This window comes from Vibrio coralliirubri, assembly GCF_024347375.1.
Lineage (GTDB): Bacteria > Pseudomonadota > Gammaproteobacteria > Enterobacterales > Vibrionaceae > Vibrio > Vibrio coralliirubri.
This window is the reverse complement of record NZ_AP025470.1, coordinates 993460-1011118: the sequence shown is the minus strand read 5'-3', so window position 1 is coordinate 1011118 and position 17659 is coordinate 993460. Positions and strand designations below refer to the sequence as shown.

The 17659-nt window shown below is 44.1% G+C and carries 21 protein-coding genes; 7 read left to right on the top strand and 14 right to left on the bottom strand.

Annotation, left to right across the window (positions count from 1 at the left end):
• The first annotated feature begins 113 nt into the window (after window positions 1-113).
• Both OCV20_RS04870 and OCV20_RS04865 read left to right on the top strand, forming a co-directional pair.
• Window positions 114-539: a hypothetical protein gene (locus OCV20_RS04870; protein WP_086775993.1), complete on the top strand. Its 426-nt coding sequence runs from the start codon at window positions 114-116 to the stop codon at window positions 537-539.
• A 25-nt stretch (window positions 540-564) separates the two neighbouring features.
• Window positions 565-861 carry a YkgJ family cysteine cluster protein gene (locus OCV20_RS04865; protein ID WP_108721739.1) on the top strand — a complete coding sequence of 99 codons (297 nt, stop codon included), beginning with the start codon at window positions 565-567 and terminating at the stop codon, window positions 859-861.
• Window positions 862-887: 26 nt separating this feature from the next.
• On the opposite strand, the gene OCV20_RS04860 is transcribed toward OCV20_RS04865, so the two are convergent.
• Entirely contained in the window at window positions 888-1103 is a 216-nt protein-coding gene (locus OCV20_RS04860; protein WP_086775994.1) for a helix-turn-helix domain-containing protein, read from the bottom strand.
• Window positions 1104-1204: 101 nt separating this feature from the next.
• Between OCV20_RS04860 and OCV20_RS04855 the strand changes: the two genes are divergently transcribed.
• From OCV20_RS04855 to aqpZ, 4 genes are all read left to right on the top strand, one after another.
• A complete protein-coding gene (locus OCV20_RS04855; RefSeq protein WP_086775995.1) occupies window positions 1205-1741 on the top strand; it encodes a hypothetical protein in 537 nt (178 codons plus the stop codon).
• 263 nt (window positions 1742-2004) lie between these two features.
• A complete protein-coding gene (locus OCV20_RS04850; RefSeq protein ID WP_086773621.1) occupies window positions 2005-2925 on the top strand; it encodes an IS5 family transposase in 921 nt (306 codons plus the stop codon).
• Window positions 2926-3538: 613 nt separating this feature from the next.
• Window positions 3539-3754 (top strand): Fe-S-cluster oxidoreductase, encoded by a 216-nt coding sequence (locus OCV20_RS04845; protein WP_086773643.1) that lies wholly within the window; start codon window positions 3539-3541, stop codon window positions 3752-3754.
• A 100-nt stretch (window positions 3755-3854) separates the two neighbouring features.
• Window positions 3855-4544 carry an aquaporin Z gene (gene aqpZ / locus OCV20_RS04840; protein WP_048610468.1) on the top strand — a complete coding sequence of 230 codons (690 nt, stop codon included), beginning with the start codon at window positions 3855-3857 and terminating at the stop codon, window positions 4542-4544.
• A gap of 66 nt (window positions 4545-4610) precedes the next feature.
• Here aqpZ and recR read toward each other — a convergent pair whose 3' ends face one another.
• From recR to OCV20_RS04805, 7 genes are all read right to left on the bottom strand, one after another.
• Window positions 4611-5210, bottom strand: a complete 600-nt coding sequence (gene recR / locus OCV20_RS04835) for a recombination mediator RecR (RefSeq protein ID WP_019823189.1) — start codon at window positions 5208-5210, stop codon at window positions 4611-4613.
• Window positions 5211-5287: 77 nt separating this feature from the next.
• Window positions 5288-5617: a YbaB/EbfC family nucleoid-associated protein gene (locus OCV20_RS04830; RefSeq protein WP_017062338.1), complete on the bottom strand. Its 330-nt coding sequence runs from the start codon at window positions 5615-5617 to the stop codon at window positions 5288-5290.
• Window positions 5618-5769: 152 nt separating this feature from the next.
• Complete coding sequence (gene dnaX / locus OCV20_RS04825; protein WP_086773644.1) at window positions 5770-7992, bottom strand: DNA polymerase III subunit gamma/tau; 2223 nt, start codon at window positions 7990-7992, stop codon at window positions 5770-5772.
• An 18-nt stretch (window positions 7993-8010) separates the two neighbouring features.
• On the bottom strand, window positions 8011-8556 hold the full coding sequence (gene apt / locus OCV20_RS04820; protein WP_017101994.1) for an adenine phosphoribosyltransferase: 546 nt from the start codon (window positions 8554-8556) through the stop codon (window positions 8011-8013).
• Window positions 8557-8717: 161 nt separating this feature from the next.
• A complete protein-coding gene (locus tag OCV20_RS04815; protein ID WP_029225617.1) occupies window positions 8718-9089 on the bottom strand; it encodes a YbaN family protein in 372 nt (123 codons plus the stop codon).
• A gap of 74 nt (window positions 9090-9163) precedes the next feature.
• A complete protein-coding gene (locus tag OCV20_RS04810) occupies window positions 9164-9301 on the bottom strand; it encodes a hypothetical protein (protein WP_017067606.1) in 138 nt (45 codons plus the stop codon).
• Between the two features lie 148 nt (window positions 9302-9449).
• Entirely contained in the window at window positions 9450-10553 is a 1104-nt protein-coding gene (locus tag OCV20_RS04805; RefSeq protein WP_048610462.1) for a response regulator, read from the bottom strand.
• A 228-nt stretch (window positions 10554-10781) separates the two neighbouring features.
• On the opposite strand from OCV20_RS04805, the gene OCV20_RS04800 reads away from it, so the two are divergent.
• The gene (locus OCV20_RS04800; protein ID WP_017067604.1) at window positions 10782-11657 is read left to right on the top strand and encodes a LysR family transcriptional regulator; all 876 of its coding nucleotides are present in this window, start codon (window positions 10782-10784) and stop codon (window positions 11655-11657) included.
• 120 nt (window positions 11658-11777) lie between these two features.
• On the opposite strand, the gene purF is transcribed toward OCV20_RS04800, so the two are convergent.
• From purF to truA, 6 genes are all read right to left on the bottom strand, one after another.
• Window positions 11778-13292, bottom strand: a complete 1515-nt coding sequence (purF, locus tag OCV20_RS04795; RefSeq protein WP_017066676.1) for an amidophosphoribosyltransferase — start codon at window positions 13290-13292, stop codon at window positions 11778-11780.
• Between the two features lie 34 nt (window positions 13293-13326).
• Complete coding sequence (locus OCV20_RS04790; protein WP_009848678.1) at window positions 13327-13818, bottom strand: CvpA family protein; 492 nt, start codon at window positions 13816-13818, stop codon at window positions 13327-13329.
• Between the two features lie 61 nt (window positions 13819-13879).
• Window positions 13880-14455 carry an SPOR domain-containing protein gene (locus OCV20_RS04785; protein ID WP_052878957.1) on the bottom strand — a complete coding sequence of 192 codons (576 nt, stop codon included), beginning with the start codon at window positions 14453-14455 and terminating at the stop codon, window positions 13880-13882.
• Window positions 14456-15718, bottom strand: a complete 1263-nt coding sequence (folC, locus tag OCV20_RS04780) for a bifunctional tetrahydrofolate synthase/dihydrofolate synthase (RefSeq protein WP_050647390.1) — start codon at window positions 15716-15718, stop codon at window positions 14456-14458.
• Window positions 15719-15760: 42 nt separating this feature from the next.
• The gene (accD, locus tag OCV20_RS04775; RefSeq protein WP_017062348.1) at window positions 15761-16687 is read right to left on the bottom strand and encodes an acetyl-CoA carboxylase, carboxyltransferase subunit beta; all 927 of its coding nucleotides are present in this window, start codon (window positions 16685-16687) and stop codon (window positions 15761-15763) included.
• Between the two features lie 176 nt (window positions 16688-16863).
• Entirely contained in the window at window positions 16864-17658 is a 795-nt protein-coding gene (gene truA, locus OCV20_RS04770; protein WP_004734161.1) for a tRNA pseudouridine(38-40) synthase TruA, read from the bottom strand.
• Between the last annotated feature and the right edge of the window lies 1 nt (window position 17659).

Below are 17659 nucleotides of genomic sequence, written 5' to 3'. Positions count from 1 at the left end.
TGGAGGTAGCTGATCAGATCGTAGGTTCTTGATTTAGTTCCATTGAATTACGCAACAAAGCCGTTTGGAATTAGAGACCTATCAACAAGCATTGGACTTTTATAAGGTAGATTATGAGTAAGGTATCTCAGTCGGCTGAAGCGGCACAGTTAGCTTTAACCCAACTAATAGCCAGTGGAAAAAAAGTTAGCCAATATGCTGTTGAAAAAAAAGCGGGCTTAGCCAATGGAGCACTAAATTATAAACACCCAAAGTATGAAGAGATCAAACAACGAATACGCGACGCAAAATGTTCGTTGAATCAAAAAAGCACCGTATCAAATGACGACTTAAAACAAGTTTGTAACCATGAAAGACACTTGAAAAAAGTGTATTGGGAAAAGCTGAAATTAGCTAACGACAGATTAAAAGCATTAGAAGGAGAAAAGCTAGAGCTACAATATCAATTGTTTCATATGCAAAAGTACTTGGCTGAACTAGAAAAGCTTGGCGTTGCCGATAGCAATATACTAGAATTCCGCCTCCGCGATTTGGACTAACGTTCTAGTATATACAGGTGAACCAATGACAACTTATTCTATCGATGTATCTGACTGGTCACCTTGCATATCAGATTCCCTCAAGAAAGGTTGCGGGGCTTGCTGTATTGCACCTTCGATTACCTCACCTATTCCAGGAATGCCTAAAGGTAAACCAGCTGGCACACGATGCATCCAACTGAATGAGCACAACTTGTGTAGCCTATTTGGGAAGCCAGAGAGACCGAAAGTCTGTCACGACTTTACAAGCGACGATTGGATCTGTCATAAAGGACCAGAATACGCGTTACAAACCTTATCTGAGCTAGAAAGCCTGACTTAAGAAAGCCTAGATTAGCTCGATACAAATCAATTTAAGTTAGGCAACAAATCTCGCACATCACATTCAAGTGCCGAAGCAAGCTCATAAACCTTTTCAAGGGTAATATTTACTTCACCTCTCTCGATGCGACCAACGTAACTTCGGTCAATATCAGCAATTAGTGCAAGTCTATCTTGTGAGATTTTTTTATTCTTACGTATGACCCTCAGTTGTTTACCAAAAGCTGCAGCTAAGTCTTTCATTTGTCTTCACCTAAAGACTAAGACTATCCTCAGTTGCCGCATACATATCCACGGACTATAATCCTCATTTAAGTATTATTTAATCGCGGTGCTGCTCAAAAATGACTACCTTACCTGTAAACTTAAATGTATCTCTCCATAAAATCTTAGTCGTAACTCAGTTAGATAACTTTTCGGTTATCGAGCTCAGAGATCGATTTTTATCAATGAGTACATTAAGCCGAAGCAAGGATGATGCAAGACGATATGTGTACAGAAATATACTTAGATTAGAAAAACTTAAACTATTAAGACGCACATACCTTCCTGCTTCAAAAAAAGCTATCTACAAAAAAGAATGCGCATTTTTCGAAGTAATATGGAACGTAACTAATGAACCAAGAGGGGATAAAAACAGTTTACCTAGTCATCCCAAAACCCGTGACAAGATCTGTAGTCTTTTAGAAAAGCGATTAGACGACTGTCAAAGCAGATACCTGTCATATCAAAATGAGCATGAGACCTACAAAAACTTAACTTATGACTTTCCTATATTAGCTACTACTCTTTCCGAACCTCAAAAAGATACTGCTATCAAAACACTCAAGCTAGATGGTGAGATTAGAGCAATTGAAATGGCACTAGCACTGTCACGGTGATAACACTCTTTATCAGCCTAAATGCGGCTCTATATATAAAAATGTGACGCTAGTTTTCTGTAAGAACACCTCTGTAGCTAACCTCACTTTTCTAGTTTTCTCTTCGCAGCATCGTGTTCAGCTTTAATTACAGAGGCAACTCTCCCATTGACCCGTTTGAGTATGGAAATCTTAAGGCTAAACGGGCTTTGTTGCGTAATTCAATGGAACTAAATCAAGAACCTACGATCTGATCAGCTACCTCCACTCTATCTCGTAGTCCTATGCCTAAGCCTCGTTATAAAACAACCAACTGGAAGCAATACAACCGATCACTCATTAACCGTGGTTCTCTGACTTTTTGGATTGATGAAGAAGCAATAAGCGGATGGGCGCAAAGCAAACAGAATAAGCGCGGTAGGCCGCGTCGGTTCAGTGATTTAGCTATCACGACAGCACTCATGGTCAAACGAGTTTTTTCTATGCCATTGAGAGCGCTGCAAGGATTTATCGACTCGATATTTAGGTTAGCCCATGTACCGTTAAGTTGTCCGCATTACACCTGCATCAGTCGTAGAGCCAAGCAAGTTGAGGTTTCATTTAAGACTAAAACGAGAGGAGCGATACAGCACCTAGCCATTGATGCTACTGGCCTTAAGGTTTATGGCGAAGGTGAATGGAAAGTCAAAAAACATGGGACGGATGGCAAGCGTAGAGTCTGGCGAAAGCTGCATATTGCAGTCGATACCAACACTCATGAGATCATTGCCGCCGAGCTAAGTTTATCGACGGTTACAGATGGAGAAGTACTCCCGAACTTACTGAAACAAACACGCCGAAGTATCCTTGAGGTGTCTGGTGATGGCGCTTACGACACGAGAGCGTGTCACGCTGCTATTAAGATTAAGGGAGCTATTGCGCTTATTCCCCCAAGAGAAGGGGCTGCCTTCTGGGAGCGTGGTCACCCTCGAAATTTCGCCGTGGGTTGCCAGAAATTATACGACTCAAATAAGTATTGGAAAGAGCGGTATGGATACCACAAACGTTCACTCTCAGAAACAGCGATGTATCGAGTTAAACAGTTGCTAGGAGGGAAACTGAGCTTAAGAAATTACAATGCCCAGGTGGGTGAAACTTACGCGATGATAAAAGCGTTGAACAAGCTTACTGGGTTAGGTATGCCTGAAACTTGTCGTATTGACTAAGAAACAAGCGAAACGGGTTGGCTCTATCTCTAAATTTAATTACGCAACAAAGCCTTTAAAGAATGAAAATTCGGATAAAAAGAACTGATAACGCTTAATCTTCGCCCAAAATTTACTTACAGTGCTGCTTTACTGCTCATACTAGAGCCGACAACTTCGCTTTACAATACCTGTAGCTATTCATGTGTTACAGGTATTTGACTTTCAAAAGTATGTTGTTGCCCAAATTCGTGAATAGGGTCATACACCTCTTGCATAGCCGTTTCTAGTTTCCACATATCTACCAATCTCATGTTCTAACACAAACATTCTATGACTCTCTTTTCTAGTGATACTACTCAATCAACAGATTATTCAAAATAACAAATTAGGCCTAATGTTCTTTACCACTGACAATGAGGTACACATTCAGAAAATCATGCAGTTAACCAAATACGAACAAGAGCGGATGCCATTTAATTAACAAAATACTAAAGTAGAAAACTTAGAAAAATTAGACTTCGATCATCAATTAACCTTCGAAATAATCACGAGATTTTAGAAAAAACACTTAAATAAAAACAATAAGTTAAGTGTTTTTCTAAATAATAAAAAAGGGTACGGTTTATGTTGTATCGCTCCGAGTATTACATCTGCTATTCCTGGAATGCCTAATGGTAAGCCTGCTGGCGTACGCTGCATCCAATTAAATGGGCAAGATCTCTGCAAATTGTTTGGTCAGCCTTCACGCCCGAAGGTATGTCACCAATTCAAAGCTTGCCCTATCATTTGTGGTAAGACCGACCAAGAAGCCCTTGATAACCTGATCGAGTTAGAAGCCATTACCTAAAATTAGTTGGCCTTTTCTTCCTCCTATATGCCCAAGATTTCACAATTCTGCGAAATCTAAACTATCTTGTTGATACTGGTACAGATTAATAAGGATCGTTATGAATAGGTATATCGCAGAAATGTTCGGTACATTTTGGTTGGTGTTAGGGGGTTGTGGTAGTGCCGTCTTAGCCGCCGCTTTTCCCGATGTAGGTATCGGCTTACTCGGGGTTTCCCTCGCCTTTGGTTTAACCGTACTCACCATGGCTTTTGCTATTGGCCATATATCTGGCTGTCATCTCAACCCTGCTGTTACTATTGGACTTTGGAGCGGTGGTCGCTTTGACGCCAAAGACGTCGCACCTTACATTATTGCCCAAGTCATTGGCGGTATTATCGCGGGTGGTGTGTTATTTGTGATTGCTTCAGGCCAAGCAGGTTTCGACGCTGCGGCATCTGGCTTTGCTTCAAATGGTTACGGTGAACACTCACCAGGCGGCTATTCACTAACTGCTGCACTGGTCTGTGAAGTGGTCATGACCATGGTATTCCTATTCGTGATCATGGGCGCAACCGATTCAAAAGCGCCTGCTGGGTTTGCACCCATTGCGATTGGTCTCTGTTTGACCTTGATTCACCTGATCAGTATCCCTGTCACTAACACCTCTGTGAACCCTGCTCGAAGTACTGGCGTGGCTGTGTTTGTCGGTGATTGGGCTGTTTCGCAACTATGGCTATTCTGGGTTGCACCGATTATTGGTGCCGTGATTGGCGCGATGATATACAAAGCGGTGAGAGGTTCAGATTAAGCGCTGAAAAACGTCTAAAGCAACAAAAGAAAAAGCCGCTTAGTGATGATTCACCAAGCGGCTTTTTTAGATCTTATGACGACCGAGTAAGGAGTGCGAAAGCGTGGTGCCATCCACCAGCTCTAGCTCACCACCAACGGGAACACCATGAGCGATACGGCTAGCGTTCACTTCATGGGCATTACATAGCTCAGCAATGTAATGCGCTGTTGCTTCCCCTTCAACTGTTGGGTTAGTCGCTAGGATTACTTCAGAGATATCACCACGACGCAGGCGGTAGTCTAAAACATCGAGACCGATGTCACTTGGACCAATGCCATCAAGTGGTGAAAGGTGACCCATCAATACAAAGTAACGACCTGAATATTGGCCTGTCGCTTCTATTGCTGCAATATCTGCAGGGCTCTCTACTACACAGATTTGACCATTTTCCTGACGTTTAGGATTGGTACAAATGTGGCAAGTATCTTCTTCAGTAAAAGTACGGCACTCATTACAGTGACCAATTTCGGTCATTGCTTGGCTAAGAGCTTCAGCCAACTGTAGGCCGCCTTTTCTATCGCGCTGTAACAAATGAAAGGCCATACGCTGCGCCGACTTGGGGCCAACCCCAGGTAGACAACGTAAGGCCTCCATCAAATGCTCCAGCATATGACTGGTACGCATATTTAACCGTTCTAATGTTCAAGTAATAGCCTGTTCAACCAAACCACCACCTGAATTAACCTTTAAGAATAAGTTACTTAGAAAGGCATCTTCATACCTGGTGGAAGTTGCATTCCACCAGTTACGCTAGCCATTTTCTCTTTTTGAGTTTCTTCAACGCGACGAGCCGCATCGTTGAAAGCAGCAGCGATAAGATCTTCAAGCATCTCTTTATCGTCTTCCATTAGGCTTTCATCGATATCAACACGGCGAACGCTGTGGCTACCAGTGATCGTTACTTTTACAAGGCCAGCACCTGACTCACCTGTAACTTCCATATTTGCGATTTCTTCTTGAAGCTTTTGCATGCGCTCTTGCATTTGCTGGGCTTGCTTCATCATGTTGCCCATACCGCCTTTACCAAACATGTTAATACTCTCTGGTCTAATTGGTTTATTAAAATTAATTAAGCTATACGAGCTTAAATGGGGGTTAAAACAGTGTGATTCAACCCCTCGATGTTCAGTTCTCAGATTTGCTTATCTGGGATGATACGCCGGTCACTAAACAAGAAAACGTTCTAGATAGGACGAACGCTGTCTCTGTCGAGTTCAGCGGCAAAACGTCTTTCAATGAACTGTACGTTGGCATCGTTTTCTAAAGCGGTAAACGCATCTTTCAACTTACCTTGATACAATCTTTCTCGTAATTCTAGCGGCGTTTCTCCACCATCACCGATTTCAACACTCAAATGACACTCTTCTCCAAGCACAGTATTGAGAGACTGCAATAGCTCACTCTGTGCACGATCCGTATTCAAGTGAGCTTGGCTCGCTCTTAACGTTAAAGTGATTGATGTGTCGTTTTTAGCAAACACTGAGTTCAATGCTAACTGTTCAACAAGCTTGGCTGTCTCTAGCTTTTGAATCGTGGCGGACCATTCATCTTGAGCAATCGACTCTTGAAGCAATTTATCGACCATTTCTGGTGTCTTAATATGCTCTAACGCACGCTTGATCTGAGTAGGTGTAAGCTCTTTGCTCACCTCTTTCACTACAGGTTTAGACGGTTTCCAGCGATAAGGTTCATTATCGTTGGTCACATTTTCTGTCGAAGAGGCTGATAAAGAAGCTGGCGACACCCGCTCAGAACCACCGTGTTGCTGAGCAACTCGATCAAGAACTGAAGTTTTAGCAGGTGTCGCTTTAGCCTTTTTTGGCGCCGAGCCTTTGTTTTCTGTTGCCGAACTGCCTCTACGTTGAGAACGTAATTGGTGGCGTAAACCACTCACAGGCGAAGTTGCACGCGCTGGCTGCTCTTGCGGAGCAGAAGGTGCAGCGCTTGGCTGTTGAACCTGACTCTGGTTTTGATAATTCGTTTGTTGCTGCTGAGGCTGCTCTGCACCGTAGCTTGGACGCTCATCATAAGCAGGAGGCGCATCATACTGGCTATGCGGGTAATCCTGTTCTGGATAACCTTGGTTGCCTGAGTGATCAGCGTAACCTTGCGAATCTGAATACTGTGCTGGATTCTGCTGCGGAGCCTGCTGTACGGGTTGCTGCTGCATAGGCTGCTGTTGAGGCGCCTGTTGTTGCATCTGAGGCTGTCTCGTAGCTGCCATTGGCGCAGGTTGACTCACAGGTTGAGCAACGCTCTGAACTTGAGCTGCTGGCACTGGGCTTGTCGACTGAGTCGAGATTGCCGTAGCAACCGCTTGTTCTGCCGGTCTAAATGCCAACATGCGTAAAACCACCATCTCAATACCAACGCGAGCGGTTGGCGACAATGGTAAGTCTTCACGACCTTTCAACACGATCTGGTAGTAGAGTTGAATGTCTTGTGGGCTAAGCGCTTTGCTCAGTAACTCAAGCTTCTCTGCGTCAGGCTGTGCCTTATCTAATGTAGATGGCAAAGCTTGGAACATCGCAAGACGATGCAGTTGGGCCGCAAGCTGATTCAGCAAACCATCCCACTCAACACCGTTCTCAGCAAGGCTTTGGATACACGCCATCGCTTGCTGTGGCTGCTTACTGCTAATCGCTTCAAGCAAGTGGATAGCTTGGTCGGTATCCAGTGTCCCGAGCATGTGAGCAACAGTATCTGTTACGACATTGCCGTTACCCAATGCGATTGCTTGGTCTGTAAGGCTTAGTGCATCACGCATACTGCCATCAGCAGCATGAGCAATCATTCCAAGCGCACGAGACTCAGACGTCACACTCTCTTGTTCAAGTATGTGGTCAAGCTGCTCGTGAATATTATCAACGCTGATCGGCTTGAGGTGGAACTGCAAACAACGCGACAAGATCGTTACTGGAAGCTTCTGTGGATCCGTTGTTGCGAGCAAGAATTTCACATACTCAGGCGGCTCTTCTAAGGTCTTTAGAAGCGCATTAAAGCTGTGCCTAGAAAGCATGTGTACTTCATCGATTAGGTAAACCTTGAAGCGACCACGTGCAGGCTTGTACTGAACATTGTCCAGAAGCTCGCGGGTATCTTCTACCTTAGTTCGTGATGCCGCATCGATCTCGAGCAGATCAACAAAGCGACCTTCATCGATTTCTTTACAGGTTGCACATTCACCACAAGGTGTTGAGGTAATGCCTGTTTCACAGTTGAGTCCCTTAGCAAACAAACGGCCGATGGTTGTTTTACCAACGCCTCGTGTACCGCTGAACAGATATGCGTGGTGCAACCTATTCTGGCTAAGGGCATTCTCTAATGCTGTTAAAACATGGGCTTGACCAACCACTTCTTTGAATTTGGTTGGTCGCCATTTTCGCGCTAACGCAAGATAGCTCATGAATAATTCCGAAAAGGATTAGTGACCGTCGAATTCGCAGATGCTAAACACTTCTAGACCTAAGCCTTGTAAGCGCTTGTCACCACCGATTTCTGGAAGGTTAATAACAAATGCAGCGTGTTCTACCACACCACCAAGCTGACGAATCAACTTTGTTGTTGCTTCAATCGTACCGCCCGTTGCTAGCAAGTCATCAACCATAAGCACTTTATCGCCTTCAACGATAGCATCAGTATGGATTTCTAGAGTGTCGGTGCCGTACTCAAGCTCATAAGATTGTGCCACAGTTTGACGAGGCAGCTTGCCCGGCTTACGAACAGGAATGAAGCCAACACCTAGCTCAAGTGCCAAAGGCGCACCAAATAGGAAACCACGAGCTTCAGTACCAACGATCTTAGTAAAGCCCATGTCCTTGTATGTTTCCGCTAGCAGGTCGATAGTCGCTTTATAAGCTGCTGGGTCTTCCATCAAGCTTGTTACGTCACGGAACAAAATACCCGCTTTAGGGTAATCAGGAATGCTTTTGATGCTTGCTTTGATCAGAGAGATTTTTTCTGTGTTCATAATCTTATGCACTTCATTAGGCCGCTTTCCAAACTCTCGTTAACGAATCAAACATCAACGCTCGGAATTAAGGAAAGGTACGATTGGTATTCATTGCAACGAGAGTCATAACTCTGATTGCTGAAATAATAAACGCCCGCTATACAAGCAGGCACACTGGCTTAATGGTAGTGATTTTCTTTGCTGTCAGCAACCAACTCATGGGTTGGAAGTCGCATAAACCATGTGAGAAGAATAACAAGTACACAAATTAGGAAAGCCTTGACCCAAATGATAGGGGCAAAGTAGATAGATAACGCAAAACTCAACAAGATAAAGAATACGCCACGCGTTTTAACTTGTTTGGTGACGGCACCGTGTTGATACCAATTGTTCAGCAAAGGACCCAGCGTTTTGTGCTCATGCATCCATTTATGAACTTTCGGATTGCTTCGCATAAAACACGCGCTAGCAAGAAGGAGAAAAGGAGTGGTTGGCAGAACGGGCAAAACTATCCCTAGAACTGCGAGAAATATACAAAGGCCACCAGCAATATTGAGGCTTAAAACTCGAACGCTAATTGTGGCCTCCTTGAGTTAGCTGCCACCAATCGGCGACGACAGCTTAACTAGAATGTTGCGTAACCATTGAATACACGGATCAACGTAAGTGTTGCTGGTAGCAATGGAATCATTAAAAATGCGGCTAAAAATCCTAAAAAGTAGAATACATTAAACGGGTCTTGAAAGTCTTTGTTATCTGCCATGATTGCTTCTTGTTTTTGTTAGTAAAGGTAAGTATCCGGCGAACCAAACCCGCTTTGCTAAATCGACATTTAACAAAAAAGGCATAGCCACACCATTTGCGCAACTATACCTTAATCAATTATTCACAAAAACCGAGGAAATATAGGGTTAATCAGTAGACCCTTGGTGTATGTCTAAACTAAAACTTGCCGATCCAAGTAGGCTCAACGAAAGTTGGCAGCCCTGTTCGATCGGAAGGTCCCGCGTAATAAAGTTCTTCTTGCAGTTCTCGCCCAAGCGCTCACCTGCTGCAATATGTTGATTCAATTCACCATTCGACCATTGCCCATCTAAACCCGCAGGTAAAATGGAGATGGTTCCCTCGGCAAGGTCTGCAACACCAAACAAGGCATTCACTGGGGTAGAACATTTAGAGCAACGAATCCCCTTCTCTAAGATCTCAGCAATATCTTTGAGATCAACATTAAAATCTTTTCTGTTTCTTATGTAATCGTGGAACAGCGCTCTCACCAACAATGTTGTCGCGGAGCCGCCATTATCAGAAGACGATGAATCGACAAGGTAAAAAGCAAACTGCCCGTTCATCATCCACGCATAATCAAACACAAGTGGCATCATCTCTGTTGATTGCAGTAACCGGTAACTGCAACGCCATGAGCCTTGTCGCGTGTCTTTCTCTGGAAGCAACGCATGCAGTAAGTCTTTTGCTGCGCTTGGATTATCTTGAAGGTAATTCAGATGCCAATGCAGTTCTTGGTCTTCAGGGATCTCTCCCCCGTCATCCACACAGAACCACTGGCTCGAAAAATCTCGTTGGTCTGAAATGTTATCGAACGAATCGGTCAATGTATTCGCAATCGCACTTCCTAGGTGACGGTGATCCTCTAACGGTTTCGCTAAGAAGTCTTTAATACCAAATCGCAAGGCTTTCGCCACATCAGACATATCATCAGTACCGGACACCACGATCATCGGCAGTGACGGGTACTCCAAACTGAGCTCTTCCACAAGCTCGATGCCATCAAGTATTGGCATTGATAAGTCACACACAATTAAATCTGGCGCTGAGTCTCTAAGTTTCTGCAAAGCGTCCAGTCCATTTTCAGCCTCAACCACTTTATAACCGACCTTGTCTAGGTACGCGCTGGTTATACGGCGAAAAATAGGATCATCATCAACCAACATCACGCATTTTTGGTTAATTACTTCCTGAGCCGAGGTCATTACTGGCTGACTGTGAGTTTTGTACATAATCTATAACCTCACAAAACTAAGTCGAATTATTATTGTTATCTGTTCTAAGAACTAATATAAAACTTAGTAATAAAATGCTAAATACACAAATTTGCACTCTTTACTGGTAATTCGTGACGAGGGTTGGAATACTTGTAAATAGTGCAACGAGTTGACGTAACGCAAACATTGATCTCACTGTTACGTATAAATTAGATGAGATTGTAAACAAATGTGTCTGGATTTATGAAATTAGATGATTTAAACCTCTTTCGACTCGTCGTTGAAAATGGGAGCTACACCGCAACATCGCGCAAGACTATGATTCCGGTTGCGACCATCACACGACGCATCCAAGCCTTAGAAGATTCTTTGAACCTTAGGCTTCTCAATAGACACGCGCGTAAACTTTCTTTAACAGAGGCAGGCGAACGTTTCTTCAATGAATGCTCTCCGCTGTTGCAACGTCTCTCTTCTACTGCAGAAGAGTTAACTGACGTGTGTAAAGGCGCTTCCGGTAAGATTCGTATTACGGCACCCTCAAATCTGACCAAGCGCATGATGATGCCAATGTTCAGTGAATTCATGACTCAATACCCTGATATCAATATTGAGCTGATGATGAACAACCAAGCGGATCAGCTGGATCCAACGGAGTGGGACGTGATTTTCCGTGTCGGACCGCAGCGTGATTCAAGCCTAATCGCTCGAAAAATCAGTGAAGTCAAAGATATTCTTATCGCGAGCCCTGAGTACTTAGCGAAGAACCCAGCTCCAAGCCATGCTGAAGAGCTAGCGAACCATTCGCTACTTAAAGGCTACCCGCTGATTAAGTGGCAGCTGAGTAATTCGAATGAAGAGACGGTGGTAAATAGCGAGAAAGGCCGTTTCAACGCCAATGCGCTTAATGTCGTGAGACAAGCGTGCTCAGAAGGCCTAGGTATCACCCTGATGCCTGACGTGATGATTCGTGAATACATTGAAGATGGCAGCTTGGTACAAGTCTTAGAAGACTGGAGCGCTAACCCTCGTGATATTTACATGCTTTATAACCACAAAGACCATCTACCAGAGAAAGTGAGATTGTTTATTGATTTTGTGATCGCATACCACATTCATTAAGGTCAATCCCCTTCTCTATAAACAAAAAACCAGAGCCGAAGCTCTGGTTTTTATTTTCTTTATCGCTAGCAATAATGAATCATGGCTAACTAAAACTCTTTATTACTGACGAAACGCTAATTACGCGCCTTCGTTGTGTAACTCTAAGTTAGCAAGATCTTGTTGAATCTCACGTTGAACCTTTGAGTCATCATTACGCAAAGAGTCTAGGAAATCTAGGTATGCTTGGTCGATATCGCCAGTCACATACTCGCCGTTAAATACAGAAGTATCGAAACGAGAAATGTCTTGATTGCCCATGCCCACTGCAGAAATCAGATCTGGTAGCGTTTGGAAAATCAATGCGTCTGCGCCAATCTGCTTACAAATCGTTTCGTTATCACGACCATGAGCAATCAGCTCTGTCGCGCTCGGCATATCAATGCCGTAAACGTTAGGGAAGCGAACCTCTGGAGCCGCTGAAACCATGAAGACCTTGTTTGCGCCAGAATCACGAGCCATCTCAATGATCTGCTCTGATGTTGTGCCGCGAACGATAGAATCGTCAACCAGAAGAACGTTCTTACCTTTAAACTCAGAGCGAATTGCGTTGAGCTTACGGCGAACCGACTTCTTACGCTGTTGCTGACCAGGCATGATGAACGTGCGGCCAACATAACGGTTTTTCACGAAACCTTGACGGTATGGCTTATTGATCGCTTGAGCGATTCGTAGCGCAATATCGTTTGATGTTTCAGGGATTGGGATAACCACATCAATATCTAAGTCTGCGTACTCTTCTTTAATACGCTTACCAAGCATCTCACCCATCTCAACGCGTGCGCTGTAAACCGAGATTTTGTCGATGAATGAATCTGGGCGTGCAAAGTATACAAACTCAAAGATACATGGGTTTAGTTGTGGATTGTCTGCGCATTGCTTGGTGAAAAGCTCACCGTCGAACGTTGCGTAGATAGCTTCACCTGGTGCTACGTCGCGCATGAAGTCGAAACCAACAGCATCGAGTGCTACCGATTCAGACGCAACCATGTACTCTGTTTTACCTTGAACTTCACGCTTACCAAGACACAGTGGACGAATACCATGTGGGTCACGAAATGCAATCATACCGTGGCCGATGATCATCGCAGTTACGGCGTAAGCACCACGAATTGTACGGTGCACATTTGCCACAGCGCGGAAAACGTCATCTGAAGTTACGTTACCTTTAACGGTATCGATCTCATGAGCTAATACGTTCAGTAGAACTTCAGAGTCAGAGGTTGTGTTTACATGACGACGGTCTTTTTCGAACAACTTCTCACGAACTTCGTTTGCGTTCGTCAGGTTACCGTTGTGCGCCAACGTAATGCCAAAAGGAGAGTTTACGTAGAAAGGCTGAGCTTCAGACGCACTTGAACTACCCGCAGTAGGATAACGAACATGGCCAATACCAACTTCACCTTGTAGGCGCTGCATGTGTTTTGCTTCAAAAACATCTTTTACTAAACCGTTCGCCTTACGCAGACGGAAACGATTGCTTTCTATGGTACAAATACCAGCGGCATCTTGGCCACGATGCTGCAATACCGTTAAAGCGTCATAAATAGACTGGTTTACAGGTGTTGAACCCACGATTCCAACAATACCACACATGTCCTAATCCTCGATTTTTCGACATTAACTGGCGCTAGAGCGCGCCAGATAAGAAACTAGATGTTGCTTGTAAATGCTCGAAGAACGGCGCAATGATTCGACTAAATTCCGGAACCAATTGCGAATTCTTCCACCACTCAGAACTTGGGAATGCAGTAAACGCATCCATGAAAAACAACACTGCAGAAACAATCAAAACACCACGTAAGCCACCAAAGACGACACCGAGGATTCTGTCTGTACCTGACAGGCCTGTTTTCTGAACTAGTTGACCGATGACATAGTTAACTAAGGCACCCACAACTAACGTTGCAACAAACAATGCTGCTATCGCAGTTCCGTTTCGAAACATCTCATCTTCGATATTGGTGAAGTACATCGCTAATTTAGCGTAGTACTGGCTAGCAATAAAAAATGCTCCAAACCAAATAACGAGTGACAAGGCTTCTTTAGCGAAACCACGAACTAAACTGATCACGGCAGAGAAGCCGATCACGCCTAAAATGACAAAATCTAACCAATTCATGAATTCTTCATCTTAAGTTGGCGCGCATTTTAACAGAAAAAATGCTGACGCAAACGTTTTCTTATGGATTTAACGGTTTAAATTTGAGCAATTGGCCTTTTGAACCCGTAATTTTTTCTAATTCCTTAATTTGTCGCTCAAGTTTGGATTTAGAGACATCCGGGCCAATAATTACTCGCGTAAATGTTTTTTCTTGCTTGGTGTGAGCCTGATAACCACGCTTTTGCAGATCCTTAACAACGTTTTTTGCGTTGTCAGCATTCTTCAAAGCCATCAATTGAATAATCCAAGCACTGTCTTGGTATTCATTTTTTTCAGGTACAGGCTTAACCACGACTGCCACTTTGTCTGCTTCTTTATTATTGGAAGAAGACGCGGTTTGCGTGTTTGAATTATCAGTACGACCACTTTCAACCACTTGCTCAACCGGAGAATCTGGTAGCGCTATCTGATCTTCAACGGGATCGAGTACTTCAAACACTTCAACATTACTATCAAGCTCAGGCTTAATCGGAATGCTTGCAAACTCTTCTTTATAGTGGAGCTTCTTACCATCTAGCACATCGGGTAATACAATCACGCCAATGGCCACTAAAATGATGGTGCCGACTAATCGGCTTTGGAATTTACTTGCCATTTAGTTTCCTTTTTTCTGCCAATGCTCCAACACTTCACCCACGGTATGGAAAGAACCGACAACCAACACAACATCGTCACCTTTAACAGAAGCTAAAGCCGCTTCAAAAGCTGTGACAGGGTTTGAATGCTGTTCTACGCCTTCTGGTAGGCTTTGACACAGTTCAGCGGCTGTCGCAGCGCGTGGCCCTTGCAATGAAGCTGGATACCAATGAGTTGCGATTGGCGCTAATACTTCCAATGTCGCTGGGATATCTTTGTCATGAAGCATGGCGACTACAACGTGTAAATTTTTACCTGCATACTTTTTCGTAACTTGCTGCGCAAAGTATTCAGCAGAATGCGGGTTGTGCGCCACATCCAGCACAATCACGGGTTGTTCGCTAATTTGCTGCATACGCCCTGGAAGCTGCGCATTCTTCATGCCGTTAACCACGTTCACGTCACTAATACTAAGCTCTGATGTGCCCAATGCCATTAATGCTGTTGCCGCGTTAGGTAACGGCAGGCTTGGAATAGGTAGTGATTCTAGTTGGAATGCCCCACTGCGCCAGTTCCACGTATCACCGTCAACATCATAAGTGTATTGAATACCGACTTGGTAGAACTCAGCCTTAATATCATCAGCGTGCGCTGCAACCGTTGCTGGTGGCTTGGGTTGACCACAGATAGCGGGTTTACCGCTGCGATAAATGCCCGCTTTCTCAAAGCCAATCACATTGATGTCATCACCTAGCCAGTCAACATGGTCGACAGCCAAACTAGTAATCACAGAAACATCATGCTCAACGATATTGGTCGCGTCTAAACGCCCGCCTAAACCCACTTCTAAAAGCACAACATCAACCGCTTCAGTTTGAAATGCGCGTAACGCCGCTAAAGTGCCATATTCGAAAAAGCTCAGGCTGATTTCGCCACGCTCTTTCTCAATGAAATCGAAAGACTGAACCATCTTTTCATCAGATAGATCTTGGCCGTTGATACGAACACGTTCGTTATAGCGAATTAAGTGAGGAGAACTGTAGACACCAACTGAGTAACCAGCGTCCAATAGAATCGCTTCCATCAGTGCACATGTTGAGCCTTTGCCATTGGTTCCGGCAACAGTAATAACATGTTGAGCAGGTTTGGTGAGGTTTGCCTTAGAGGCGACGGCCTGAACTCGGTCTAATCCAAGATCAATAGCGCTTGTGTGGATGTTTGATAAATAATCAAGCCACATCTCCAAAGAGGATGTGGCTTGAGGAATAGGTTGTTGACTCATCTAACTCATAACCATAATTAAGTTGGTTTGTTAGAAGGTACTTTACCCTTTTTCTGGCGCTTCTGGTACTTCATAAGTAGCTTCATTCGGTGAATCGTTCACAGAAACTACTAATGGTGAAGGCTGGTTGGTCATTTTAGCAACAAGGCTTGCAACGCGCTGACGCATCTCACGACGGTCAACGATCATGTCTATAGCACCGTGGTCTAGTAGGAACTCACTGCGTTGGAAACCTTCAGGAAGGTCTTCACGTACCGTTTGTTCGATTACACGACGTCCAGCAAAACCGATCAGTGCTTTTGGCTCACCAATGTTGATATCGCCAAGCATTGCCAAACTTGCAGAAACACCACCCATTGTTGGATCAGTCATGACTGAAACAAACGGTAGGCCTTTCGCAGATAAACGCTCAAGCGCAGCACTGGTTTTCGCCATTTGCATTAGAGACATCAATGCCTCTTGCATACGAGCACCACCACTTGCAGAGAAACACACTAAACCACAGTTGTTCTCGATAGCAGCATCTACCGCTTTCACGAAACGAGCACCAACAACAGAACCCATTGAGCCGCCCATGAATGAGAATTCAAAAGCACACGCTACGATAGGTAAACCCAATAGTTCGCCTTTCATTGCAACTAATGCGTCTGTTTCACCACTGTTCTTTTGAGCAGCAGAGATACGTTCTTTGTAACGCTTAGAGTCTTTAAACTTCAGCTTGTCTTGTGGCTCAAGATCAGCACCTAGTTCAACACGCTCACCTTTGTCTAGGAATGTATCCAGACGGCGACGTGCTTTCATGCGCATGTGATGGTCACATTTTGGACATACTTCTAAGTTACGCTCTAGTTCAGCATGGTACAGAACCTGCTCACAAGAAGTACATTTAGTCCAAACACCCTCAGGGATAGACGCTTTACGAGATGTTACGATGTTGCTTTTTTCTAAAATCTTTTCAAGCCAACTCATGGAAGACCTTTTTGTTTCGATTCTTCCGCTTGATTGCGAAAGAAATAAATTTGGGAATTATGCGTGGGAATTAAAGCACATAAAACAGCGACTGTAGATAAAAAACTGGTTGTACCTATTTTCTGGGACTATCTTACGCACTAAACCGTAATAATTTTTGAACCTAAGTCTCACATTTAGTTCAAATTATCCGGTAAAAATAGAGGACCAATTGGCTCTCGTGGTAGCTCAAAATGTTCAGGATAATCAACATCCACCAGATACAAACCTTCCGCTTTTGCAGTTGCGCCGGCTACTTTTCGATCTTTAGCTTCTAAAAGCCACTGGATCCACTCTGGTTTCTGCTCCCCTTTACCTACAGCAATAAGGCTACCAGTAATATTCCTCACCATGTGGTGAACAAACGCATTCGCTTTAATATCGATCACAATGTAGTGTCCATGACGAGTCACGTTCAAGTGAATCATGTTTCTCCATGGGCTACGAGATTGACAATGTGTTGCCCGAAACGAAGTGAAGTCATTCTCACCAAGTAAGTACTGACCCGCTTCATGCATTTTTTTCTCATCAAGGTGACCATGATAATGGCTCACTCCTGAATTCAAAATGCCTGGGCGTAGTGCATGGTTAAAGATAATGTAGCGATAACGGCGAGCAGTTGCCGAGAAACGAGCATGGAAATCCTCATTCACTTCTGTCGCCCAACGAACCGCAATATCTTTTGGCATGTTAGCATTCGCGCCCATTGTCCATGCCACCATTTTACGATCGACATTAGTTTCAAAGTGAACGACTTGTCCCGTACCGTGAACACCGGCATCTGTACGACCTGCGCACATAACTTCTACAGGGTGATTCGCGACAACTGAAAGAGCCTTTTCCAATTCTTCTTGGACACTTTTCACGTCTCGTTGGCGCTGCCAACCAAAGTAGTGGGTACCGTTATATTCAATACCTAAAGCAATTTTCATG